The organism is Telluria sp. BA11, from assembly GCF_056680305.1.
The window spans coordinates 853,772-876,383 of sequence record NZ_CM155275.1 but is presented as its reverse complement, the minus strand read 5'-3'; the positions used below and the strand labels follow the sequence as shown (position 1 = coordinate 876,383).

The following is a 22,612-nucleotide window of genomic DNA, read 5'->3' as shown; positions in this document are numbered from 1 at the left end:
GGCGTGGATCTGAACCTGGCCGCCTGGCTGGTGGTGCTGCTTGCACTGGCCGCCGCCAACCTGCCGTTCATCAACGAGCGCCTGTTCGGGCTCGTGACGCTCCCCAGCCGCAAGCCGGCCGGGGAGCGCCGCACCAAGCCGTTCCCGGTGCGGTTGCTCGAGCTGATCGTGCTGTACTTCGTGGTGGGCTTCATTGCCCGCCTGCTCGAATCGCGCATCGGGTCGGTGGCCGTGCAGACCTGGGAGTTTCATGCCGTGACCGGGTGCCTGTTCCTGGTACTGGCGTTTCCCGGCTTCGTGCTGCGGTATCTGCACAAGCCACGCAGGTAGAGATCGAGCCGTTCGCTTATGATGCTTCGTATCGCAGCCTCAACGATAAGGAGCACATAGTGTCGGAACTGAAAGAAACCCGCCTCGACGGTGGCGTCGTCTACGATGGTCACTTCCTGAAGGTCGAACGCGACCGCATTCGTCTGCCGGATGGCAAGGAAAGCCACCGCGAATTCATCCGCCACCCCGGCGCCGTCGTCATCCTCCCGCTACTGCCCGATGGGCGCATTCTGCTCGAACGCCAGTTCCGCTACCCGAACGGCAAGGTCTTCATCGAATTCCCGGCCGGTAAAATCGATCCGGGCGAAGACCACCTCGATTGCGCCAAACGTGAACTGGTCGAAGAAACCGGCTACACGGCTGCCAAGTGGCGCTTCGTCTGCACCATCCACAATGCCATCGCCTACTCGGACGAGCACCTCGAGATCTTCTTGGCCGAAGACCTGACGCACGGCGAGCAACAGCTCGATGCCGGCGAATTCCTCGAACTGTTCAGTGTCACGCTGCCCGAACTGCTGGAGCTCGTGCGCCGCGGCGAGATCACCGACGTCAAGACGATCATCGGCACGTTCTGGCTCGAGAAGATCCTGGCCGGCGACTGGACCCCCGCCTGATCACGATGCAGCACCTGTTGTTGGCAGCACTGCTGTCGTTATTGGTTTCGGCGGCGTCGGCCCAGACCCGCACGCCGCTGCAGGCACGCTGCGAAGACACGATCGGCGAGAGCATCTCGGTGTTGTCGACGCGCGAGCAGGGCTATCGCATCGACAACACGCGCTCGTACCACGACCTCACGCGCCTGATGCCCAGCGTGCGGCGCGGCTCGTGGGTGCTGGGCCTGACCCACACCGAAGCACGCGTGCGCATCAAGGTCGACGGTCGCATGCTGATCGACGCGGCGACGGGCTATGAATGCGTGGCGCCGCGCATTGACGTCAGTCTCGATTACGCGCCCATCGTCGTGTATGTGAGTCGCGAATTTCCGCCCGCGTCGTGCGCCTACCGCGAAGTGCTGGCGCACGAAATGCGCCACCTGACGACCTACCAGACCTTCATGCCGAAAGCCGAAGCCACCGTGCGCGCCCGGCTGGCGGCGCGCTTTGCCGGCAAGCCGCTGTATGCGCCCATCGGCCAGGCGCGGGGTCTGCTGCAGCGCGAGATCGACCGCAGCTGGATGCCCTACATTAAGGGTGAGATGGCGAAAGTGGAAGTGCTGCAGGCCGCGATCGATACGCCGCAGGAGTACGCCCGCCTGGGCAAGGTTTGTGCAGGTGAGGTACAGTCGTTGCTGAGACCTGCTCGCCGCAGTGGATGAAAAAACGCAGTGAAAAAACGTCGTTGATAGGCAGTTGAGAACATGAATGAACAATCCGACCTGACCCGCCGCCACGTGGCCCTGATTCCGGCCGCCGGTGTCGGCGCCCGCATGGCTGCCGGCAGTCCCAAGCAATACCTGCCGATCGGCGCCAAGCCCATGCTGCGGCACACGGTCGATGCCTTTCTGTCCAGCCCGCTCATTGCGCACACGTATGTGGTCGTCAGCGCCGACGACCCGTTCATCGACGCCGTGCTGCCAAACGCCAGCGATGACGCGAGCCGCGTCACGGTCCTGCGCTGCGGCGGCGCGACGCGCATGGAATCGATCCGCAATGGCTTGCACGCCGTGCGCGCCGCGCTGGCCGATGCCGACCACGTACTGGTGCACGACGCTGCGCGTCCCGGCCTGAATGCCGCGCTGATCGAACGCCTGATCACCGAGACGGGCGACCATCCGGCCGGCGGGCTGCTGGCCCTGCCGGTGGTCGACACCGTCAAGCGGCGCAGCGACGGCGACGTCGCCACCGTCGCCCGCGCCAACCTGTGGCTGGCCCAGACCCCGCAAATGTTTACCTACGCGCTGCTGTGCCGCGCGCTCGACGCGGCGACCGACCCTGCCGCGATCACCGACGACGCCAGCGCCGTGGAAGCCCTCGGCCTGGCCCCCAGGCTGGTCGAAGGGCACCCGCGCAACCTCAAAGTCACGCTGCCATCGGACATCCGCATTGCCGAGATGTACCTGGCCGCCGACGACTCCATTTGACCAAGACAAGAAACGACCATCATGGCACTCGCATCCTACAATCCCACTCCACCGTTTCGCATCGGCACCGGCTATGACAACCACGCGCTCGTCGAAGGGCGCAAGCTCATCGTCGGTGGCGTGACCATCCCGCACCGCCTGGGCCTGCAAGGCCATTCGGATGCCGACGTGCTGCTGCACGCGATCATCGATTCGCTGCTGGGCGCGGCCGCACTGGGCGACATCGGCAAGCACTTCCCGGACACCGACCCGATGTTCGCCGGCGCCGATTCGCGCACGCTGCTGCGCGAAGTGGGACACCGCGTGCTGCAGTCCGGCTACACGATCGGCAATATCGACGCGACCATCATCGCGCAGCAACCGAAGATGGCACCACACATCCCGCTGATGGTCTCGCGCATTGCCGAAGACCTGGGCGTCTCGCCGCAGCAGGTCAACATCAAGGCCAAGACCAACGAGAAGCTCGGCTATCTCGGACGCGAAGAAGGCATGGCCGCGCAATCGACCGCGTTGCTGATCCGCACGCCAGCCGACTAATCGGTCGACTGATCGGTCAACCGATCGTTGCCCATGGCCGGGGCGGTGGCTCTATAATTGCCAAATGACAAACACCCCCGCCCACCTGTCGCCGCGCGCGGCCTGGACACTGATCCTGGTCGCCAGCGCCGTCATGATGATCACGACGGGGACGCGCCTGACGAGCGGCCTGTTTCTGCCGCCACTGAACACGGCCACCGGCCTGGGCGTGGCCACGATCAGCTTCGTGATGGCGGTAGCGCAGCTGATGTGGGGCGTGGCGCAGCCGGTCTTTGGCGCCGTGGCCGACAAGTATGGTCCGGGCCGCGTGATTGCGCTGGGCGGCGTGATGCTGGCGGTCGGCACGGCCGCCACGCCGTTCGTCGGGTCCGAGTGGGCGCTGCTGCTGACGATGGGCTTCCTGTCGGCGGCCGGGGCAGGGGCGGGCAGCTTCTCGATCCTGATCGGCGCTACCGCCCAGCGCCTGCCGCCCGAGCGCCGCGCGTTCGCATCCGGCTTCATCAATGCGGGTGGATCCTTCGGCCAGTTCGCGCTGGCCCCGCTGATGGGCGCGATCATCGCCGGCGCTGGCTGGATCGTGGCGATGCTGACGCTGGCGGCAACCACCTTGCTCACCATTCCGCTGGCCTGGCCGCTGCGGCGCAAACGCGCTGCTGTCGCACCCGCATTGACGGCCGCAGCACCGGCAGCACCGGCGGTACCACCTGTCGCCCTCGGCCAGCAACTGCGCCAGGCACTGCGCGACCGCAGCTACCTGTGCCTGCATGCGGGCTTCTTCACCTGCGGCTTTCACATCGCCTTTCTCGTCACCCACCTGCCGGGTGAAGTCGCCATGTGCGGCTTGCCGACGACCGTGTCGGCCACGGCGCTTGCGCTGATCGGCTTGTTCAACATCGCCGGCAGCCTGTCGGCTGGCATGCTGGCCTCGCGTTACCGGATGAAGTCGCTGCTGTTCTGGATCTACGCGAGCCGCGTCGTCATCGTCGCCTTGTACCTGCTGGCGCCCAAGACGGCCTGGACCTTTTATATTTTCGCCGGCGCGCTGGGCTTTACCTGGCTGGCCACGGTGCCGCCAACCGCAGGGCTGGTCGGCAAACTGTTCGGCGTGCGCTACCTGGCCACACTGTTCGGCATGACCTTGCTCTCGCACCAGATCGGCGGCTTCTTCGGCGCCTGGCTGGGCGGGTTGGCTGTTGTGCACACGGGTGACTACAGCTGGATGTGGTACGCCGATATGGTCCTGGCGGCGGCTGCCGCACTGATCAATCTGCCGATCCGCGAGGCGCACGTGGTGCGCGCACCCGCGCTGGCGAAGGCGTAACGATGGCGCGCGATGCGTGGGCATACCGCGAGGTGGCGGTGGAGTCAAGGCTGGACTGGCGCGGCCGGCCGTGCATTTCGCCTGTCTCGGGGCAGGCGTTTTCGACGGGCATGCGGGTGCAATGCTCGCGCCGCCTGCTCGACCTGGCGCAGTACCCGCTTGGCACGAGCTTTCTACTGTCGGTGCGGATCAGCGATCGCCAGGGTGGTGCGCCGTTCCTGTACGCGTGGCATGGCGATCCGGTGGTGGTCTTGACCAAGGCACGGCGCAAGCGCTTCCTGCAGATGTACCGGCGCCTGCGCCTGTAACGGCCCAGCGCCGCAAGGAAAATGGGTATCATGAGAGATCGATAACACATCATGCACAATCAAAGGATCCTCATGACCACCAAGAAAATCGCCGTCCTCGTCGGCAGCCTGCGCAAGGAATCGTTCACGCGCCGCGTTGCCAACAGCCTCATCGCCGTGGCCCCGGACGGCTTTGAGCTGACGATCGTCGAATTGCGCGACCTGCCGCTGTACAACGAGGACGACGAAACCGACACGCCGCCGCCGGCATTCACGGTGTTCCGCGAGGCGATCCAGAGCGCGGACGGTATCCTGTTCTGCACGCCCGAATACAATCGTTCGGTGCCAGGTTCGCTCAAGAACGCGATCGACGTCGGCTCGCGCCCGTATGGCAAGGCGGCGTTCGCCGACAAGCCGTGCGCCGTGGTCAGCGTCTCGCCCGGCGCCCTGGGCGGCTTCGGCGCCAACCACCACCTGCGCCAGATGCTGCCGTTCCTGAACATGCCGACGATGCCGGCGCCAGAGGCCTATATTGGCGGCGTCGCCAGCAAGTACGAAGGCGACCGGCTGGTCGACGACAGCGCGCGCGCATTCTTTGAAAAATTCATGGCCGCATTTGGCGCCTGGGTCACGCAGCACGCGCGATGAGCCGGGCGACCGACAGCCAGATCGTTCCGACCGCGCCGCGCGACCTGAACAGCTTGCTGGGCCGGCCGCCAGGTGGTTGGCGCGCGCGCATGTTCGACGTCATCTTCGGTATCGACACGCCGGCAGGCCGTCGCTTCGACATTGCGCTGGTGGTGATCATCCTGCTCAGCATCCTCACCGTGGTGCTCGACAGCGTACCGGGCATCGGGCGGCGCTATGCGGTGCAGATGTCGGTGCTCGAGTGGACGTTCACGCTCTTCTTCACGCTCGAGTACATCGCACGCCTGGTCTGCGTCCAGCGCCCGATGCGCTATGTGCGCAGCTTCTATGGTGTGATTGACCTGGTCTCGGTGCTGCCGACCTGGATTTCGCTGCTGGTCCCGGGCAGCCAGGTATTCCTTGATGTGCGCATCCTGCGCCTGCTGCGTATCTTCCGCATCTTCAAGCTCACGCTCTACGTCGAGGAATATACGCGCCTGGGCGAGGCGCTCGTGGCCAGCAAGCGCAAGATCATGGTGTTCCTGTCGGTCGTGCTGATGCTGATCCTGATCCTGGGCACCGTGATGTACGTGATCGAAGGACCGGAAAGCGGCTTTACCAGCATCCCGATGGCGATGTACTGGGCCACCGTGACGATCACGACGGTCGGCTATGGCGACATCACGCCGCACACGCATCTGGGCAAGGCGATTGCCTCGTTCATGATGCTGCTCGGCTGGGGCATCCTGGCGGTGCCGACCGGGATCGTCAGCGCCGAGATGACGTCACAGAAGCTGTCGCGCCATGCGCCGCGCGGCGAACCCCGCAGCTGCAGCGCCTGCGGCAGCACGGGGCACGATCCGCGCGCGCAGTTCTGCAAGGATTGCGGCGCGGGCCTGGCGGCGGACCAGGCCTGACGGCAGGGGCTTCAATCCAGCGTGATGTTCGCCTTCTTGATGACTTTGTTCCAGTAATCAAGTTCGCCTGTCACGAGACTGGCGACGGCAGGCGGATTCAGGTAGTGGATTTCGACACCCTGTGCATCGGCCTGCTTTCGCGCCTCCGGCGTGTCCAGCGCGCCCTTCACGCCATTGGTCAATTGCGTGACCAGGGCCGGCGGCGTGCCCGCCGGCGCGAACAGGCCCACCCAGGCTTCGAGTGTGAACTCGGGATAGCCCGCTTCGGCCGTCGTCGGTATCTGCGGCAGCATCGGATGACGCGCCTTGCCGGCGATGGCCAGCGCCTTCAGCTTGCCGGACTGGACATGCTGCATCACCGACGGTGGCGTCGTGATGAACACGTGCACGCGCCCCGACAGCACGTCCGCGATCGCCTGGCCCGAACCCTTGTACGGGACGTGCAGCATATTGGTGCCGGTCTGCTGCTTGAACAGCTCGGTGCCGATATGCGACAGCGAACCGTTGCCCTGCGACGCATAGCTGAATTTGCCGGGATTCTTTTTCAGGTACGCCACCAGTTCACCCAGCGTGCCCACCGGCAGGGACGGGTGCACGGCCACGACATTGGTCGCGGTGACCAGCAGCGCGACGGGCGTGAAATCCTTCGGCGCCCATGGCAGCTTCGTCATCAGGGACGGATTGGCAGTGTGATACGCCGAATACGATACCAGCAGCGTGGCGCCGTCCGGCGCCGAGCGGGCCACCGTCTGGTAGGCGATATTGCCGCTGCCGCCAGGCCGGTTGTCGACGACGACCGTGTGCTTGAGCAGCTGCCCGAGCGGTTGCGCGACCACGCGCGCGGCCGTGTCGACCACGCCGCCGGGCGGGTTGGGAACGATCAGCGTGATCGGCTTGGATGGCAGCGATTGGGCAAGGGCTGTGGCTGAAGCGAGCAGCAGCAGGCTGCCGGCAAGGGTGCGAAGCATCGTACGTCTCCTGTGAATATGTCTGTCATGACCCGCTCTCTGGGGCGGGCTTTGGGTGCAGCAAGGTACAAGCCAATGTACTGACTTATCGCCGGGCCGGCATTCGTATTATCGGTCGTGCAGTCTTCGCATTCCGCGAAGCCTTCGTCATCCGCGAAACGGGAATTGCCGATTCAGGGATTCCCTGGCCATCGCAATTCGGGCCACACTCGGTCCACCGGCAACCCCGCCGCAGAGCGGGCAGTGCCGGCAATCGAACGATCGCGATGGAGACGACAGATCATGGCAGACAAGCCAGGCGACACGCTGTACGATAAACTGTGGGCACGGCACGAAGTGCATGTCGAGGACGACGGCACCACGCTGCTGTACGTCGACCGCCATCTGCTCAATGAAGTCATGAGCCCGCAGGCCTTCGAAGGCCTGCGCACGCACGGGCGCAAGGTCTGGCGCATCGCGTCGAACCTGGCCGTGGCCGACCACAATATTCCCACCACCGACCGCGCTGCCGGCATCGACGATGCCGTCTCGCGCCTGCAGGTGGAAACGCTGACGAAAAATTGCGGCGAATTCGGGATCGACGAAATCGGCATGACGGACCGTCGCCAGGGCATCGTGCATGTGATCGGGCCGGAGCAGGGCGTCACGCTGCCGGGCCTCTCCGTCGTCTGCGGCGACAGCCACACGAGCACGCACGGCGCGTTTGCCTGCCTGGCATTCGGCATCGGCACGTCCGAAGTCGAACATGTGCTGGCGACCCAGTGCCTGCTCGGCAAGAAGTCGAAGAACCTGCTGGTGCGCTACGACGGCGTGCTGCCACCTGGCGTGACGGCCAAGGACATGGCGCTCGCGATGATCGGCAAGATCGGCACCGCAGGCGCGACGGGTTATGCGATCGAGTATGCTGGCGCGGCAGTCACCGCCTTGTCGATGGAAGGCCGCATGACCTTGTGCAATATGACGGTAGAGGCAGGCGCGCGCTGCGGCATGATCGCAGTGGACGACAAGACGCTCGCCTACCTGGAGGGCCGTCCGGAAGCGCCGCGCGGTGCGCAATGGGAGCGGGCCGTGACGTACTGGCGCACCCTCGTGAGCGACCCTGAGGCCGTGTTCGATGCGGTGGTGACGATCGACGTGGCCACGATCAAGCCCCAGGTGACGTGGGGCACGTCGCCCGAGATGGTCACGACCGTCGACGGCGTGGTGCCCGATCCGGCGCACGAGCCGGACCCGACCCGGCGCGCCGGGATCGTGCACGCGCTGTCGTACATGGGCCTGGCGCCAGGCACGCGCATCACCGATATCCATGTCGACGTCGTCTTCATCGGCTCGTGCACCAACTCGCGCATCGAGGATTTGCGCGCTGCAGCCGCCATCGTGCGCGGCCGGCAGGTCGCGCACAACGTGCAACTGGCGATGGTGGTGCCGGGCTCGGGGCTGGTCAAGCAGCAGGCCGAGAAAGAAGGGCTGGACGCCATCTTCCGTCAGGCCGGCTTCGAATGGCGCGAGCCGGGCTGCTCGATGTGCCTGGGCATGAACGCCGACCAGCTGCAGCCCGGCCAGCGCGCGGCCTCGACCTCGAACCGCAATTTCGAAGGGCGGCAGGGCGCGGGCGGTCGCACGCACCTGGTCAGTCCGGAAATGGCAGCGGCCGCTGCCGTCATGGGGCATTTCGTCGATATCCGGGAGTGGTGCTGATGGAACAATTTACCGTACACGAAGGACTGGTCGTGCCGCTCGATCGCGGCAACGTCGATACCGATGCCATCGTCCCCAAACAGTTTCTCAAGTCGATCCGCCGCGCCGGTTTCGGTGTGAACCTGTTCGATGCCTGGCGCTATCTCGATACCGGCGAACCCGACCAGGACTGCAGCGGCCGGCCGCTCAACCCGGATTTCGTGCTGAACCAGCCGCGCTACCAGAGCGCCAGCATCCTGCTCGCGCGCGACAACTTTGGCTGCGGCAGTTCGCGCGAGCATGCGCCGTGGGCACTGGCCGACTTTGGCATTCGCGTACTCATCGCGCCGTCGTTCGCCGAGATTTTTTATAACAACTGCTTCAAGAACGGCTTGCTGCCGATCGTGCTCGCGGACCACGAGGTCGATGCGCTGTTCACGGCATGTGATGCCACGCCCGGATTTTCGCTGAAGGTCGACCTGCCGGCGCAGACCGTCACCTGGCCGGGCGAAGCACGCGTCAGCCGGTTCGAGGTGGACCCGGCCCGCAAGGATCGCCTGCTGCATGGCCTCGACGATATCGCGCTGACGATCGGCCACGCCGACAAGATCAAGGCCTACGAAGCATGGCGCAGGAAGGAAGAAGACTGGGTGTTCTGAAGCGGCGCGCAACGACTGCGCCTGCTTGTGGCAAGATGCACGCTGTCCACCCTGTCGGCCATCCAAGGAGAGTGCTGTTGAACTACGCGCGTTTTGATCTGGTCACGCTCAACTTGTTCATCGAGATTGCGCGCACCGGCAGCATCACGCGCGGCGCCCAGCAATCCAATCTCGCCGTTGCCGCAGCGAGCAAGCGTGTATCCGACCTGGAGGCGCACCTGGGCACGCGGCTGCTGTACCGCCACGCCAATGGCGTCACGCTGACCGAGGCGGGCCGCTCGTGTTTCCAGCATGCGCTCGGTATCCTGCAGGATGTCGACCGGATGTCGGGCGACCTGTCCGACTTCGCAGCCGGCGGCCGGGGCCAGGTGCGCATCTGGGCCAACACCTCCGCGGTCACGCAGTTCCTGCCGGACGACCTGACGCGCTTTCGGCGCGAGCATCCGGGCATCCGCGTCAGCCTGGAAGAGCGCAACAGCGGCGACGTGGTAGCGGCAGTGCGCGAGAACCGCGCCGACATCGGCCTGTTCGCCGACCGCACCGCTGTCGGCGACATCGATGTCTTCGATTACCGGCAGGACCGGCTGGTCCTGATCGTGTCGCACGATCATCCGCTGGCCACGCACGACAGCGTACGGCTGGCCGATGCGCTGGACTATGAATTTGTCAGCCTGTCCGAAGCCACGTCGCTGGCCGAACGATTGCGCACCGAATGCAGCCGCCTTGAAAAGCCGTTGAAGCTCAGTATTCAGGTGCGCAGCTTCGACGCCGTCTGCCGCATGGTGATGGTCGGCCTGGGCATCGGCGTGCTGCCGCGCCTGGCCGCCGAACCCCACGTGCGCTCGATGGGCCTGAAGCTGATCACGCTGACCGACGACTGGGCCGAGCGCACGCTGCTGCTTGCGCTGCGCAGCACGCTGGCGCTGCCGGCCCCGGTCAGGCTGCTGGCCAGTTGCCTGAGCCCCGATGCGGCCCGCGCGATCAACGGGGCTTGAGCGCACACCAATCCGAACCCTTCACGAAAAACCAAACCATGTCGATCCATTTCTACGAACCCCGTCAAGGCCACGGGCTGCCCCATGATCCCTTCAATGCCATCGTCGGACCGCGCCCGATCGGCTGGATCTCATCGCTGAGCCAGTCCGGCGTGCGCAACCTGGCACCGTACAGCTTCTTCAACGCGTTCAACTATGTGCCGCCGATCGTCGGATTTGCCAGCATCGGCGCCAAGGACACGCTGCGCAATGTGCAGGAGACGGGCGAATTCGTGTGGAATCTCGCGACCCGCCCATTGGCCGAGGCAATGAACGCGTCGTGCGCCGCCGTCGGCCCCGAGGTCGATGAATTCACGCTGGCCGGATTGACGCCCGCACCGTCGCGCCTGGTCGCAGCGCCGCGCGTGGCCGAAACCCCGGTCGCGTTCGAATGCAAGGTCACGCAGATCATCCAGTTGCAGCAGGTCAGCGGCGAGACGGTGCCGACCTGGCTGGTACTGGGTGAAGTGGTGGGCGTGCACATCGCTGCAGCGTCGCTGAAGGACGGCATCTACGACACGGCCACTGCCGGCCACATCCTGCGCGCGGGCGGCCCGGCCGATTACTTCTCGGTCGGGCCGGAACAGTTGTTCCAGATGCACCGGCCACGTTAGACGAGTGTCCGGTGCGCACCACGGTGGCGTGCGGCGCACCGGATTGGTGGCTTATGGCATGGCCGCGTGGTGGGCAAAGCGTGGTGCAGCGCGGCCCGGCAATGGTGCACACGGGCGCGTCAGCGTGACCGCTGGCGGGGCAGCGGCGTCGCGTTCGAGCCAGTAATTGAATTGGCCGAAGCTCGGCAGGCCGCCTGCATCCTGGCCCTGGAAGAAGTCGCCCAGCATCTGGCGGTACGCTGCGCGGCGCGAAAAATCGTCGTGGCTCGCCGCGTAGCGCGCCGCAGCGGCGCGAAAGATGGCGCGCATCCGTTCATCGGCATTGGTGCCGGTGGCCTCGCCCTTGCGTGGCCGGCCGCGCTTGATGCCGGCGGTGACGGCGCGCGTGCGGCCCGGTGCACCCGAGTTGCCATAGTCCGGCAGCAGCGCGTCCGGTGTCTGGCCCCGTTCCCAGTAGCGGCGCAGGTAGCGCAGGATGCTGGACTTCGAGATGCCGTGCGCAGCGGCGTACCCGGCCATCAGGATGGCGCGCTCGCGCGGCTGGTACAGCGCCTGGCGGTCGGCGTGCAGGGCGCGCACGGCCGACCAGGCCTTGGCCTGCAGGGCCAGATAGCCTTGCGGTACCGGCTCTTGGGGCGGCGCGGCCGCGAACGGATCGACCAGCAACCGGCGCACTCCGCCGGCATGCAATGCTTCCTCGAGTTCGTGCAACAGCACCGGCTCGGGCAGGGCCGAGTGGCTGCCCAGGCGGTACGTCCAGGCCAGCGCCTGCGAACGGTCGATCCACAGCACGCGAATCAGATGGCCTTGCATGCCCGTGTATTCGAGCACATCGTTTTGGGTAAACATCGACTTCTCCCGCAGTTCAGTGTGCTTTTATATATGCAAGGATCGGGCCAGCCCGGTTGACCGACTGGCCCGCCTTGATGCGACCACTTTTGGTGCACGCCGAATGCGCGGGATGCTGCTTACTGCGGCACTGCGGTTCCCGTCACGGATATGCTCGGCCGAACGGGGCGCGCTTGCCGCGCCAGTCCAAACAGCGGCCGCATGGGCGGCACGCGCCGCACCGTCTCGTACAGCGCGAAGCTGCCGCAGGCGGTCAGGATCATCAACAGCACCGCTTCAAGGCCAGGCGCCAGTTGCAGCGGCTTGAAGGCGTGCGCCATCACGATGATCAGCGTCTGGTGCACGATATAGACGGGGAACACGGCGTCAGTCAGGTAGCGCCGGGCCGGGCCGTCACGGTTCAGGTGGAAGCGGGCGAAGCCGCAGGCAGCGATGATGGCGCTCCAGGCGCACAGCGCGTACACGAACCGCATGCCAGTGCGCCAGCGTTCGATGTCGTGCGGCGCCCTGGTCTCGTGTGGCCCCAGCAGCCACAGCACGATCCCGACCCAGGCCGCCAGGGCGAGGCATAGCGCAGGCCAGCGCTGCGCCGTCATCATGGCCCAGATCCGTGGCGTGTGCGCCAGCAGCGCGCCGAGCACGAAGACGGGCAGGTAAGTGGCATGGTTGTACCAGTCGTTCGTCAGCGAATGGTCTTGCGGAAAACGGTCGAGCAACAGGATGCGTACCAGGCCCAGGAAGACGACCGGCAGCAGTATCAGGCGCCAGCCATCCAGCACGGCGCCGACCCGGCGCGCGAGCGCGGCGCTGCGCGCTTCTCCCAGCAGCGCCGCGCCGGCAGCGAGCACCGCCGTGTAACACCACAGGTACAGCACGAACCACAGATGGTTCCAGGTGGGCAGCGACAGGCAATCTTCGCGGCAGAAGCCGTCGTAGCCGACGATATACAGTCGCATGAACGCCAGGTAATCGCCCGTGTAGCCGAGTTTTTCGACGACTTCGAGATAGGGCTGCGGCGGCACGATCACGAGCATCCCGAACAGCAGCGGCACGAGCAAACGCAGGCTGCGCCGGCGCAGGAACATCCGCGGGCCCAGGCGCCCCAGTATGAAATGCGAGGCCACCCCGGCGACGAAGAACAGCAGCGTCAGGCGCCAGGGCGACGACAGCAGCATGAAGGGCTCGGCCGCTTCGCTGGCGTACGGACTCTTCACGTGCCAGTCCCAGCTCACGTAATACATGCCCACGTGATAGGCGATCAGCACGAAAAACGCCAGGATGCGTACCCAGTCGAGAAAATACAGGCGCTCGCTGGTGGCAGGAACAGATGGCTGCATGGGGTGTCCTCGGAATGTGAAGGCCCCAGCATCGCGCAGCCGTGCATGACGGCGCCAGCGCGATGGGGTGAACCGGACTTCAGACGGGGCGAAGCGGATCGAGCAGGGCGGCCCGGTATTGCCGGCTGCACGGAACGACGGCGCCGCTATGCAGCACGAGTGTGCAATCGCCCTTGCTGTGCGGGACGATGCGGTTGACAGCGGTCAGGCGCACCGCCGCGCACCGGTGGCAGCGCACGAACGCGGGGCCGAGTTGCCCGAGCAGCGTGCCCAGGGACTGGCGCAGTAGCGGCGCGCCGTCGCGTGTGTGCAGCGCGACGTAGTTGTCGGCTGTTTCGAGCCATTCGATATCGGCGACCTGCACGATGCGGGTGGCCCCGCGCTCGGTCACCAGCAACTGGCGCGGTGGCGTCCAGGTGAGTGCCGGCGCGCTTGCTGCTGCGGTCAGCCGGCTCTGCAGCCGAATCTGCAGCCGGTCGAGCGTGCGCCGCAGCCGCGCGCCATCGAACGGCTTGAGCAGATAGTCGACCGCTTCGGCATCGAACGCACGCAGCGCGTAGTCGTCATACGCGGTCACGAACACCACCAGTGGCGCCGGCGCCACCAGCGAGGCAGCCACATCGATGCCCGACAGTTCCGGCATCTCGATATCGAGCAGCAGCGCGTCGGGCGCGTCGCGCGCGATCAGCGCCAGCGCTTCCACGCCGTCCGCCGCTTCCGTCACCGACGTGACGCCCGGTTCGTGCGCGAGCATGCGGCGCAGGCGCTCGCGCGCCGGCCGTTCGTCGTCGACGATCAGGAGACGCATGGCACCCTCAGTTCGGCGCGCACGCCGGCCGGTTGCAGGGCGCTGAGCGCCAGGCCCGCGCGCTCACCATGCAGCGCGGCCAGGCGGGTGCGCAGGTTGACCACCGTGATGCCGGGCGTGCCGGGCGTGCCGAATGGCGCCAACACGCCGCCATCGTCCTCGATGGACAAGTGCAGCGCGCCGTCGACGATCCGGGCCTCGACCCGGATCGCGGTCGACGCGCGCCGGTGCGCTACCGTGTGCTTGAACAGGTTCTCGAGCAGCGGCTGCAGGCTGATGGCGGGCAGCCGCACCGCCAGGGCCGCCGGCGCGATGGCCCAGGTCAGCGTCACGCGCCCGTCAAAGCGCTCCTGCATCACGGCGGCGTAGCCCTGGGCCAGGCGCAATTCGTCTTCCAGGCTCGCCTGCGGCTTGTCACCCAGCGCCAGTGTCGCGCGCAGCACGTCGGCCAGCCGCACGAGGGTTGCATCGGCGCGCGCCACATCGGTATGCATCAGCGAGGAAATCGTGTTGAGCGCATTGAACAGGAAGTGGGGCTGCATCTGGCGCGTCAGGCGTTCGAGCTGGGCTTCGCGCAGCAGGGCGCCGGCCTGTTCGGCGCGCACGCGTTCCTTCATCATCTCGCGGTACGAGAGCAGGCCGAAGCCGATCGTCGTAAACAGCCCGAAGAACAGCGAAATCTTGAGCGCCTCGTAGACGAATACCTCGGCCCAGGCCTCGTGTTCGTAGCGAGTGCCGGCCAGGGCATAGACGGCGTGGCGCAGCGCAAACACGACCGGCGTGAAGCCGAACCAGTACAGCGGCAGCCAGCGCGCCTGCTGGCCGAACCAGCGCCAGGGCGTGGCGACCAGCACGTCATGCTGCGCACTGAAGCGGCGCTGGATCGCGAACAGACAGGTCGCCACCAGCGCCGAGGAGGTCTCCCACAGGACCGGCTGCCAGGGCGCGCTGCCCCCGTCGCGCCGGTAGTCTTCCACGGCGACGAGCACCATCAGCGTCCAGAACAGGAGCCAGGCAATGCCGGCGACGAGCATGGTGCGGCGTGATGGCATGGGGCAGACCGGAAGGGGAACGGCCGATCTTCAAGCATTCCCGGGCGCATGTCAAAGCGCCATGCATGGTGCGTACCGGCAGTGTGCAATTGCATCATCGAGAAAGCAATTGCCTACCGTCAATTGGACTTCATGCGACAATCAAACCATGAGCGATCCGGGCCGACCTTCTTCCATGTCCTCCGACAATCGAGGCATGCGCGCGCTGGTGCGCAACCACGATTGGGCAGCAACCCCACTGGGCGACGCGGCCGGCTGGCCGCCGGAACTGCGGGTGGCCGTCGATCTGATGCTCGACGCGCGGCATCCGGCGCTGGTTGGCTGGCGTACCCCTGCGTCGGACGCCATGCCGGTACTGTTCAACGATGCCTACGCCAGCCTGCTGGGCGAGCAACCCGCGCAGGCGCTGGGCCAGCCGTTGGCCGACATTCTGCCCGCCGCCTGGCCGCACCTCGCGCCGCTGGTCGACGCTGCGCTTGCCGGCACGCCGGCCTGGCTCGACGATGTGCTGCTCGGGCCTAGCGCGCGCCACGTCGACACCGCCTTCTCGCCACTGCGCGACGCGGCCGGCACCGTGCACGGCTTCTTCCATACCGCACTCGCGAGCGACGCCGGCGAACATGGCCGTGTCGAAGCAGCGTTGCAGCGCCAGGCGCACGAATCGGCCGAGGCCAGCCGCCACCGCAGCGAATTCCTGGCGGTGCTGGCCCATGAGCTGCGCAACCCGATGGCCCCGATCCGCACCGGCCTGGAAATCATGCGCCTGCGCGCCGACAGTCCCGAGACGATCGAGCGCGTACGCGAAATGCTCGAGCGCCAGACGCGCCAGATGACGCACCTGATCGACGACCTGCTCGACGTCGCCCGTGTCACCAGCGGCAAGATCGAGATCCGCAAGCAGCTGGTCGACCTCAATCGCGTGGTGGCGAGCGCGGTCGAGACCAGTACCCCGATGATCCAGGGCGCGCGCCATGTGCTCGACGTCGATATGTGGGCCGAGCCGCTGCTGCTGGACATCGACCCGACCCGCGTCGCGCAGGTGATCAACAATCTGCTGACCAATGCGGCCAAGTACACGCCGCCCGGCGGCAGCATCCGCCTCACGGTGCACAAGGACCGGAGCGATGGCGGACAGGCCGTGGTGGCAGTGACCGACAGCGGCGTGGGCATTCCGCCCGAGCACCAGGACACGATTTTCGAGATGTTCAATCAGGTCGGCCGCAATAGGGGCCTGGCGCAGGGCGGGCTGGGCATCGGCCTGTCGCTGGTGCGCCAGCTGGTGGCGCTGCATGGCGGCAGCGTCAGCGCCGAGAGTCCCGGCACCGGCCTTGGCAGCACATTCACCGTGCGCCTGCCGCTGGGCGCGCGCATGGCGGTGGCGGGTGACGACACGGCGCGCCAGGACCGCCGCACGGCGCAGCGCCGCACCTATCGCATCCTGGTGGTCGACGACAACACCGACGCCGCCGAAAGCCTGTCGCTGCTGCTGCAACTGAACTCGCACGAGATCTGCACCGCGACCAATGGCCGCGATGCGCTGGCCCTGGCCGAGGCGTTCGTGCCGGACGTCGCGTTCCTCGATATCGGCATGCCCGGCATGACGGGCTTCGAGCTGGCCACGCGCCTGCGCGCGATACCTGAACTGGCGCGGATGACCATCGTCGCCGTGACCGGCTGGGGTTCGGAAGAAGACCAGGCGCGCTCGCGCGAGGCCGGGTTCGACCAGCACTTCACCAAGCCGATCGCAGCCGAAACGGTGAGCCGCCTGCTGGCGGCACTGGACTAGGTCCTTACTTTACTCGGCGTTGCCACGGCGCTCGGCGTCGATCTCGCGCTTCATCGCGCCCACGCTGCCCATGTACTCGGCCACCGGCACAGCGGGACTGGCGCGCAGTTCGGGCGGCAGCAGCACCGGCATGTACAGCTCGTCGGCGGTGCGGCCGTTGCGCTGCATGTTCCCGGCCAGGATCAACAGCGAGACGAGCACCGCGATCCCGGCGCAGGACAGGCGCAGCCGGCGCCGGAACTGCGGCGTCACAGTGGCCAGGTGGAAGTAGATCATCATTGACACCGTCACCACGACCGCGTGCGAGCCATAGCCGGTCAGCCATTCGAGCGACCACGCATAGGCCACCACGCTGGCCAGCAGGCGCACACCGACCAGCGCGGCCAGGCCAAAGCCGACGATGAACAGATGCCGCCCGAGGCGCGCGCGGCGCCCGAACAGGCGGTTGGAAAACGCCCACATGCCGCTCCATGCCAGGCCCGCGCCCACGGCCACCGCCGGGTACACCCCGTAGCGTTCGGGGTCGCCCCCGGCGTCGAGCAGCCATGCCACGAACAGCGCGGTCAGCAGGCACAGGACGATGCCGGCGCCGCCCGGCAGCATGCCTTCCCAGCCGTGCATCGTGCGGTCGACCAGTTCGGGCGGCACCGGGTGCGCGGCCGAGCGGATGCGCAGCGACGTGTGCCCCATGCGCACGACGGTGTCGCCGCCCAGCGTCAGTTCCTTGACGCGCCGGCCCTTGTGGTTGATGCCGTTACGGGTATCGAGGTCGCGCAGCAGCAGGGCGCCATCGGCGCCAAGCTCGACCAGCGCATGGTGCGCGGCGGCGTACTCGTCGTCGACGATGAAGTCGTTGTCGTAGGCGCGACCGAGGCGGATCGGGAGCGTGGTCACGCGATGCCGGTGCAGCACCTCGCCATTGCGCGCCAGCGTCTCGATGGTCCAGGGGCCGCTCATTTGCGCACCGGGCGCCCGAAGGCGCCGAGATAGGCGCGCGTGACGCGCATGCCGTTTTCGTACGAGACGCCCGAGACATCCAGCCGGCTTTGCAGGCTGGCCTGCGAGGCGTCGGTGCTGGCCGTGAGCAGCGTGAAGTTGTACAGCCCTTCGAACTTGCGGTAGGCGCGCACGCAGGTCACGGCGCGCAGCGGCAGCGTGCGCGTATGCACGAAGCGCTCGGTGCAGAACGGCTTGGTCAGGCGCGGATCGCCCGTGCTGCCCAGGTTATCGACCTGGAAGATGTCGGTGGCCAGCGCGGCAAAGCGCATCGGGTCCATCGTCCCCGAGCGGATGTAGCGGTGCGTCATCGAGACATTACCGGTCTGCTGGACGTCCGAGACGAACACCGCCGACTGCATCACGCAGCTCATGGCGTCGACCGCGTAGGCGGCGCCGCGCGCATTGGAGCGCCCCCAGCAGCGCACCTGGCCGGACTCGCGCACCGGCACCAGGTACGGCCCCATGCCCTTGAGCGTCAGCGGCTCTTCGAGCAGCCGGTCGACCATGCCGGCCTGATGCGCCAGCAGCTGCTTGCCGATCAGCGGATTGAAATCAGGCGGTGGCGCGGCCTGCTCGGCCACCTTGCGCAGCAGCTCCTGTGCGTACATCACGGGCACCAGGAAGCTGACCGATTCGCCATCGCGCCGGCGCGAGACGTTGATGCCGGCCACGGTGCCGCTGGCGGTCACGCTCGGGCCGCCGCTCATGCCCGAGTTGATCGGGCCGCTGAAGATCAGGCGGTCGTAGAAGCTGCGCGTGAGCACGCCGTTGTAGGCGCCTTCGGAAATCGCAAATCCCAGGTCGAGCGGATTGCCCAGCGAGTACAGGGGCTGGCCCTGGCGCAGTTTCACTTTCTGCTCGGGCACCTTGAAAAAGCCGCTGCCATTGCGGTTGATGCGCACGACCGCAAGATCGTGCAGCACGTCGACCGCCAGCAGTTCGACCGGGCCGGTATTGCCGTCGGTGTCGATGTATTCGGCCGTGTAGATGGCCGGGTCAAGCGCCATTTGCGACACCACATGGTAATTGGTCAGCGCGAGATTGCTGGTGCCGACCAAGAAGCCCGACCCGACCGTAGACTGCGTGCGGCCATTCTTGAGCAGCATGCGGATCTGCAGCAGGTCGCTGCGCGCCGATTCATACAGGTCCTGCGCGGCCGACGAAGGCTGGGGCAGGGCGTCCTGCGTGTCCGCCTCGCCCGCAATCAGCTCGGTCGGCGTCGCGGCCGGCGGCGTGTCGACGGCAATCTGCGGCACGGGCGCGGCGACGGGGGCACCTGCCGGCGCAGCCAGTCCGGCCCGCGCGACGGTGCCCGCGCCCGTCTGCGCGCTCGCTGGCCGCGTGACGAGATCGAGCCCCGCGCCAAGCGCCAGGCAGGTGGTCAGGAGTGCGGCCAGGCGTGCCACGACGGTCCGGTTCATGCGGTTACCAGGAAGCAGAGGGAAGCCGCTATCTTGCCATCGGGGCGGCCAGCGCTGCGCGCGTTAGCGCGCCCACGGTCAGGCAACCGGAGCAGGCGTGGCCGGGGCGACCGGCTCGCCCTGCTCGAGCGATGTGAGGGGCGCCATCATGTGGCCCAGCTTGGCCTGCTTGGTATTGAGGTAGCTGTTGTTGTGGGCGTTGCGGTTCACCAGCAGCGGCACGCGTTCGGTGACCGTGATCCCCAGGCGGGTCAGGGCGTCGATCTTGCGCGGGTTATTGGTCATCAGGCGCACGGCCCCAATGCCGAACTGGGCCAGCATCGGCCGGCACAGTTCATAGTTGCGGGCGTCGGCGTGAAACCCCAGTTGCAGATTGGCTTCCACCGTGTCGGCGCCGGCTTCCTGCAGCCGGTAGGCGCGGATCTTGTTGAGCAGGCCAATGCCGCGCCCTTCCTGGCGCAGGTACAGCACAATGCCGCGGCCTTCTTCGGCGATGCGGCGCAGTGCGCCTTCCAGTTGTGCGCCGCAATCGCAGCGCTGTGAGAACATCACGTCGCCGGTAAGGCATTCGGAATGCACGCGCGCCAGCACCGGCTCGCCGTTGCCCAGGTCGCCCAGTGCCATCGCCAGGTGTTCCTTGCCGGTGGAAGCCTCGACCCAGGCGTGCAGCGTGAACTCGGCCCACGGCGTCGGCAGCGCGCACGAAGTGGCGTAGTCGAGCAGGGCGGGCGGGACGTTGGCGGGAATGGCGGCGGCTTGCATGACGGTGTTTCCAATCGATGACGATAGACTTGTAAGGCGCAAGTTTATCGGAAATCGGGCGTGGCCGTGCGGAATCACCCCGGCCGACGCTGCAATGCCACCTGACGTGGAGATGACCTGACAAGACACTATCGCAACACTTTTAAGCAAATTGGGTAATTGCGTCAGATTTTCCTGTAATTCTCGGTCGATTACCAAGTGTAGTATTGCTTTGGAACATCATCTGCGTGCTACGCTCGGACAATCGATACTCTCATGTCTTCCATGCAGAATTCACAATCCTTCTGGCAGCGCCTGACCCCGCGCGGGCTGGGTGCACGGCTTGCTCTCGCGTTCACGCTGATGAGCGGCATCCTCACGCTGCTGCTCGTCGAAGTGGTCGAACGTTCCGCGACGGCGCAGGTCAAGACCAGTATCGGCGGGGGCCTGGGCGAGATGGCAATGCAGACCGCTGACAAGCTCGATCGCGGCATGTACGAACGGTTCCGCGAAGTGCGCCTGATGGCGCGCCGCAACGACCTGATTTCCCCCGCGACGAGCCAGGCTGAACGGCGCCGCATCCTGGCCGACATGCAGTCCACCTACGGTTATTACGAATGGATCGGCCTGGCCGCCATGGACGGCACGGTGCTGGTCGAGGCGCGCGGGCTGCTCGAAGGCAAGAACGTCGCCAAGCGGCCCTGGTTCAGCAATGCCCTGGCAGGTAAACATGTCGGCGACGTGCACGAGGCGGTGCTGCTGGCCAAGCTGTTGCCGGTGCAGAAAGGCGAGCCGCGCCGGTTTGTCGACGTTGCCTTTCCCTACCTGGATGCCAATGGCCAGCCGGCCGGCGTGATGGGCACGCACCTGTCGTGGGAATGGGCACGCGAGGTCGAGCGTTCGATCATCGCGCCGGTTCAGACCCGCAACAAGGTGCAGGCGCTGATCGTCAGCGCTGAAGGCGTGGTGCTGCTCGGCCCCGAAGACCTGCTCGACACGACCGTCAGACTGGGCAGCCTGAACGCGGCGCGCGAAGGGCGCACCGGATACACGGTCGAGCACTGGCCGGACGGGCGCGACTACCTGGTCGGCTACACGTCCACCAAGGCTGTGGGCGACTACCCCGGCCTGGGCTGGCACGTGCTGGTGCGCCAGGATCTCGAGGACGCCTACGCGCCGGTACGGCAATTACGCTCGCGCGCCCTCTGGAGCGGCGGCGCGCTGGCGCTGCTGTTCTCGCTGGGCGGCTGGCTGCTGGCACGCCGCATCACGCGCCCGCTTGCGGCGCTGGCCCATTCGGCCGACGGCCTGCGCCGCGGCGACACGCATGAACTGGTGCCGGCCGGGAGCAGCTATACCGAAGTGCATCAGCTGTCGGGCGCGCTCAATGCGCTGGTGACGGCGCTGGTGCAACGCCGCGCCGATCTGCAGACCCTGAACGACACGCTGGAACAGCGGGTCGATCGCCGCACCCGCGAACTGGAACGCGCGCTGGTGGCGGTGCGCGCCAGCGAGGGCCGCATCATCGCCATCGTCGAGGCGGCGCAGGATGCATTCATTGCGGTCGACCTGCGCGGCATGATCGTGGACTGGAACCCGGCCGCCGAGCGCATGTTTGGCTGGACCCGGCACGAGGCCGTGGGCTGGCCGCTGGCAGAAATGATCCTGCCCGAGCGCTACCGCGACAGCATCGGCAAGGCGCTGCAGGCATTCCGCCAGAACGGCCAGTTCATGCTCGCCCGCCGCATGGAACGCACCGTGATCAACCGCCAGGGCTTCGAGTTCACGGTCGAGAGTACGGTGACGCTGGCTGGCGAGGGCGAGGATGCGTTCTTCTCGATCTTCCTGCACGATATTTCCGAGCGCAAGAAGGTCGAGCGCATGAAGAACGAATTCGTCTCGACCGTCTCGCACGAACTGCGCACGCCGCTCACGTCGATCCACGCGTCGTTGTCGATGCTCGACGGCGGCATGGCCGGCAACCTGCCGCCCGATGCGGCACGGCTGGTCGCAATTGCCAGCCAGAGCTGCGATCGGCTGATGCGGATGGTGAACGACCTGCTCGACATCCAGAAGATCGAAGCAGGGCATATGGAATACCAGCGCACCGCCCAGTTGCTGGCGCCGCTGATGCATCACGTGGCCGATGCAATGGAAGGCCAGGCGCGCCAGGCGGGCGTGACGCTGCGCCTCGACATGCCGCCAGGCGCCGAATTTGTCCAGGCCGAGATCGACCACGACCGCATGGTGCAGGTGCTAACCAATCTGGTATCGAATGCGATCAAGTTCACACCTGGCGGCAGGGACGTCATTCTGGGCCTGGCGCAGCGGCCGGGCTGGGCGCGCCTGAGCGTGACCGACGAAGGGCCCGGCATCCCGCCGGCGTTCCAGAGCCGGGTGTTCGAACGCTTCGCGCAAGCCGACGCCGCCGACTCGCGCCAGCGCAGCGGCTCGGGCCTGGGCCTCTCCATCAGCAAGGCGATCGTCGAAGAGCATGGCGGCTCGATCGGGTTCGAAACCCGCGCCGGCGCAGGGACGCGGTTTACGGTGGAGTTACCGCTGGCGTGA

The 22,612-nt window shown here is 66.6% G+C and carries 23 protein-coding genes; 15 read left to right on the top strand and 8 right to left on the bottom strand.

Annotated features, from left to right (window positions below; translation table 11 throughout):
• Positions 1–3 precede the first annotated feature (3 nt).
• The 9 genes from AC1MGT_RS03790 (at position 4) to AC1MGT_RS03750 (ending at position 6,099) form a co-directional block, all read left to right on the top strand.
• Complete coding sequence (locus AC1MGT_RS03790) at positions 4–330, top strand: DUF2818 family protein (protein WP_499503076.1); 327 nt, start codon at positions 4–6, stop codon at positions 328–330.
• 56 nt (positions 331–386) lie between these two features.
• Positions 387–944, top strand: coding sequence for an NUDIX domain-containing protein (locus tag AC1MGT_RS03785; RefSeq protein ID WP_332531169.1), 558 nt, complete (start codon positions 387–389; stop codon positions 942–944).
• A 5-nt stretch (positions 945–949) separates the two neighbouring features.
• Positions 950–1,645 (top strand): hypothetical protein, encoded by a 696-nt coding sequence (locus AC1MGT_RS03780; protein WP_499503075.1) that lies wholly within the window; start codon positions 950–952, stop codon positions 1,643–1,645.
• Between the two features lie 42 nt (positions 1,646–1,687).
• Entirely contained in the window at positions 1,688–2,410 is a 723-nt protein-coding gene (gene ispD / locus AC1MGT_RS03775; RefSeq protein ID WP_499503074.1) for a 2-C-methyl-D-erythritol 4-phosphate cytidylyltransferase, read from the top strand.
• 21 nt (positions 2,411–2,431) lie between these two features.
• On the top strand, positions 2,432–2,947 hold the full coding sequence (gene ispF / locus AC1MGT_RS03770) for a 2-C-methyl-D-erythritol 2,4-cyclodiphosphate synthase (RefSeq protein ID WP_499503073.1): 516 nt from the start codon (positions 2,432–2,434) through the stop codon (positions 2,945–2,947).
• 64 nt (positions 2,948–3,011) lie between these two features.
• On the top strand, positions 3,012–4,268 hold the full coding sequence (locus AC1MGT_RS03765; RefSeq protein WP_499503072.1) for an MFS transporter: 1,257 nt from the start codon (positions 3,012–3,014) through the stop codon (positions 4,266–4,268).
• Positions 4,269–4,270: 2 nt separating this feature from the next.
• Positions 4,271–4,576, top strand: a complete 306-nt coding sequence (locus tag AC1MGT_RS03760) for a hypothetical protein (protein WP_499503071.1) — start codon at positions 4,271–4,273, stop codon at positions 4,574–4,576.
• A 72-nt stretch (positions 4,577–4,648) separates the two neighbouring features.
• A complete protein-coding gene (locus tag AC1MGT_RS03755; RefSeq protein ID WP_499503070.1) occupies positions 4,649–5,203 on the top strand; it encodes an NADPH-dependent FMN reductase in 555 nt (184 codons plus the stop codon).
• Complete coding sequence (locus AC1MGT_RS03750; RefSeq protein ID WP_499503069.1) at positions 5,200–6,099, top strand: ion transporter; 900 nt, start codon at positions 5,200–5,202, stop codon at positions 6,097–6,099. Before AC1MGT_RS03755 ends, AC1MGT_RS03750 begins: the two co-directional genes overlap by 4 nt.
• Before the next feature lie 11 nt (positions 6,100–6,110).
• Here AC1MGT_RS03750 and AC1MGT_RS03745 read toward each other — a convergent pair whose 3' ends face one another.
• Positions 6,111–7,067, bottom strand: coding sequence for a Bug family tripartite tricarboxylate transporter substrate binding protein (locus AC1MGT_RS03745; protein WP_499503068.1), 957 nt, complete (start codon positions 7,065–7,067; stop codon positions 6,111–6,113).
• A 282-nt stretch (positions 7,068–7,349) separates the two neighbouring features.
• Here AC1MGT_RS03745 and leuC point away from each other — a divergent pair, with 282 nt between their 5' ends.
• From leuC to AC1MGT_RS03725, 4 genes are all read left to right on the top strand, one after another.
• Positions 7,350–8,765: a 3-isopropylmalate dehydratase large subunit gene (gene leuC, locus AC1MGT_RS03740; protein ID WP_499503067.1), complete on the top strand. Its 1,416-nt coding sequence runs from the start codon at positions 7,350–7,352 to the stop codon at positions 8,763–8,765.
• Entirely contained in the window at positions 8,765–9,403 is a 639-nt protein-coding gene (gene leuD, locus AC1MGT_RS03735; RefSeq protein ID WP_499503066.1) for a 3-isopropylmalate dehydratase small subunit, read from the top strand. Before leuC ends, leuD begins: the two co-directional genes overlap by 1 nt.
• Before the next feature lie 77 nt (positions 9,404–9,480).
• Positions 9,481–10,398 carry a LysR substrate-binding domain-containing protein gene (locus AC1MGT_RS03730; RefSeq protein ID WP_499503065.1) on the top strand — a complete coding sequence of 306 codons (918 nt, stop codon included), beginning with the start codon at positions 9,481–9,483 and terminating at the stop codon, positions 10,396–10,398.
• Positions 10,399–10,436: 38 nt separating this feature from the next.
• A complete protein-coding gene (locus tag AC1MGT_RS03725) occupies positions 10,437–11,051 on the top strand; it encodes a flavin reductase family protein (protein WP_499503064.1) in 615 nt (204 codons plus the stop codon).
• Positions 11,052–11,102: 51 nt separating this feature from the next.
• On the opposite strand, the gene AC1MGT_RS03720 is transcribed toward AC1MGT_RS03725, so the two are convergent.
• From AC1MGT_RS03720 to AC1MGT_RS03705, 4 genes are all read right to left on the bottom strand, one after another.
• Positions 11,103–11,900, bottom strand: a complete 798-nt coding sequence (locus tag AC1MGT_RS03720; RefSeq protein WP_499503063.1) for a hypothetical protein — start codon at positions 11,898–11,900, stop codon at positions 11,103–11,105.
• 119 nt (positions 11,901–12,019) lie between these two features.
• A complete protein-coding gene (locus AC1MGT_RS03715; RefSeq protein ID WP_499503062.1) occupies positions 12,020–13,237 on the bottom strand; it encodes an acyltransferase family protein in 1,218 nt (405 codons plus the stop codon).
• A 79-nt stretch (positions 13,238–13,316) separates the two neighbouring features.
• Positions 13,317–14,045 carry a LytR/AlgR family response regulator transcription factor gene (locus AC1MGT_RS03710; protein WP_499503061.1) on the bottom strand — a complete coding sequence of 243 codons (729 nt, stop codon included), beginning with the start codon at positions 14,043–14,045 and terminating at the stop codon, positions 13,317–13,319.
• Entirely contained in the window at positions 14,033–15,097 is a 1,065-nt protein-coding gene (locus AC1MGT_RS03705; RefSeq protein ID WP_499503060.1) for a sensor histidine kinase, read from the bottom strand. Before AC1MGT_RS03705 ends, AC1MGT_RS03710 begins: the two co-directional genes overlap by 13 nt.
• Before the next feature lie 175 nt (positions 15,098–15,272).
• Here AC1MGT_RS03705 and AC1MGT_RS03700 point away from each other — a divergent pair, with 175 nt between their 5' ends.
• Positions 15,273–16,883: a hybrid sensor histidine kinase/response regulator gene (locus tag AC1MGT_RS03700; RefSeq protein ID WP_499503059.1), complete on the top strand. Its 1,611-nt coding sequence runs from the start codon at positions 15,273–15,275 to the stop codon at positions 16,881–16,883.
• A 9-nt stretch (positions 16,884–16,892) separates the two neighbouring features.
• Here the strand turns inward: AC1MGT_RS03700 and AC1MGT_RS03695 are convergent, their stop codons facing one another.
• The 3 genes from AC1MGT_RS03695 to ribA form a co-directional block, all read right to left on the bottom strand.
• Positions 16,893–17,840: an FHA domain-containing protein gene (locus tag AC1MGT_RS03695; protein WP_499503058.1), complete on the bottom strand. Its 948-nt coding sequence runs from the start codon at positions 17,838–17,840 to the stop codon at positions 16,893–16,895.
• Positions 17,837–19,303, bottom strand: a complete 1,467-nt coding sequence (locus tag AC1MGT_RS03690; RefSeq protein WP_499503057.1) for a S1 family peptidase — start codon at positions 19,301–19,303, stop codon at positions 17,837–17,839. The genes AC1MGT_RS03695 and AC1MGT_RS03690 overlap by 4 nt, the downstream gene beginning before the upstream one ends.
• 78 nt (positions 19,304–19,381) lie before the next feature.
• Positions 19,382–20,065, bottom strand: a complete 684-nt coding sequence (ribA, locus tag AC1MGT_RS03685) for a GTP cyclohydrolase II (RefSeq protein ID WP_499503056.1) — start codon at positions 20,063–20,065, stop codon at positions 19,382–19,384.
• A gap of 255 nt (positions 20,066–20,320) precedes the next feature.
• Between ribA and AC1MGT_RS03680 the strand changes: the two genes are divergently transcribed.
• Complete coding sequence (locus AC1MGT_RS03680; protein WP_499503055.1) at positions 20,321–22,612, top strand: ATP-binding protein; 2,292 nt, start codon at positions 20,321–20,323, stop codon at positions 22,610–22,612.

Bases quoted from the DNA above. Each gene is read 5' to 3' on its own strand.
- AC1MGT_RS03745 (WP_499503068.1), bottom strand. From the start codon at position 7,067: ATGCTTCGCACCCTTGCCGGCAGCCTGCTGCTGCTCGCTTCAGCCACA.
- AC1MGT_RS03755 (WP_499503070.1), top strand. From the start codon at position 4,649: ATGACCACCAAGAAAATCGCCGTCCTCGTCGGCAGCCTGCGCAAGGAA.
- ribA (WP_499503056.1), bottom strand. From the start codon at position 20,065: ATGCAAGCCGCCGCCATTCCCGCCAACGTCCCGCCCGCCCTGCTCGAC.
- AC1MGT_RS03780 (WP_499503075.1), top strand. From the start codon at position 950: ATGCAGCACCTGTTGTTGGCAGCACTGCTGTCGTTATTGGTTTCGGCG.
- leuD (WP_499503066.1), top strand. From the start codon at position 8,765: ATGGAACAATTTACCGTACACGAAGGACTGGTCGTGCCGCTCGATCGC.
- AC1MGT_RS03705 (WP_499503060.1), bottom strand. From the start codon at position 15,097: ATGCCATCACGCCGCACCATGCTCGTCGCCGGCATTGCCTGGCTCCTG.
- AC1MGT_RS03710 (WP_499503061.1), bottom strand. From the start codon at position 14,045: ATGCGTCTCCTGATCGTCGACGACGAACGGCCGGCGCGCGAGCGCCTG.
- AC1MGT_RS03725 (WP_499503064.1), top strand. From the start codon at position 10,437: ATGTCGATCCATTTCTACGAACCCCGTCAAGGCCACGGGCTGCCCCAT.
- ispF (WP_499503073.1), top strand. From the start codon at position 2,432: ATGGCACTCGCATCCTACAATCCCACTCCACCGTTTCGCATCGGCACC.
- AC1MGT_RS03720 (WP_499503063.1), bottom strand. From the start codon at position 11,900: ATGTTTACCCAAAACGATGTGCTCGAATACACGGGCATGCAAGGCCAT.
- AC1MGT_RS03760 (WP_499503071.1), top strand. From the start codon at position 4,271: ATGGCGCGCGATGCGTGGGCATACCGCGAGGTGGCGGTGGAGTCAAGG.
- AC1MGT_RS03680 (WP_499503055.1), top strand. From the start codon at position 20,321: ATGTCTTCCATGCAGAATTCACAATCCTTCTGGCAGCGCCTGACCCCG.
- AC1MGT_RS03700 (WP_499503059.1), top strand. From the start codon at position 15,273: ATGTCCTCCGACAATCGAGGCATGCGCGCGCTGGTGCGCAACCACGAT.
- AC1MGT_RS03690 (WP_499503057.1), bottom strand. From the start codon at position 19,303: ATGAACCGGACCGTCGTGGCACGCCTGGCCGCACTCCTGACCACCTGC.
- AC1MGT_RS03695 (WP_499503058.1), bottom strand. From the start codon at position 17,840: ATGAGCGGCCCCTGGACCATCGAGACGCTGGCGCGCAATGGCGAGGTG.
- ispD (WP_499503074.1), top strand. From the start codon at position 1,688: ATGAATGAACAATCCGACCTGACCCGCCGCCACGTGGCCCTGATTCCG.
- AC1MGT_RS03750 (WP_499503069.1), top strand. From the start codon at position 5,200: ATGAGCCGGGCGACCGACAGCCAGATCGTTCCGACCGCGCCGCGCGAC.
- leuC (WP_499503067.1), top strand. From the start codon at position 7,350: ATGGCAGACAAGCCAGGCGACACGCTGTACGATAAACTGTGGGCACGG.
- AC1MGT_RS03715 (WP_499503062.1), bottom strand. From the start codon at position 13,237: ATGCAGCCATCTGTTCCTGCCACCAGCGAGCGCCTGTATTTTCTCGAC.
- AC1MGT_RS03765 (WP_499503072.1), top strand. From the start codon at position 3,012: ATGACAAACACCCCCGCCCACCTGTCGCCGCGCGCGGCCTGGACACTG.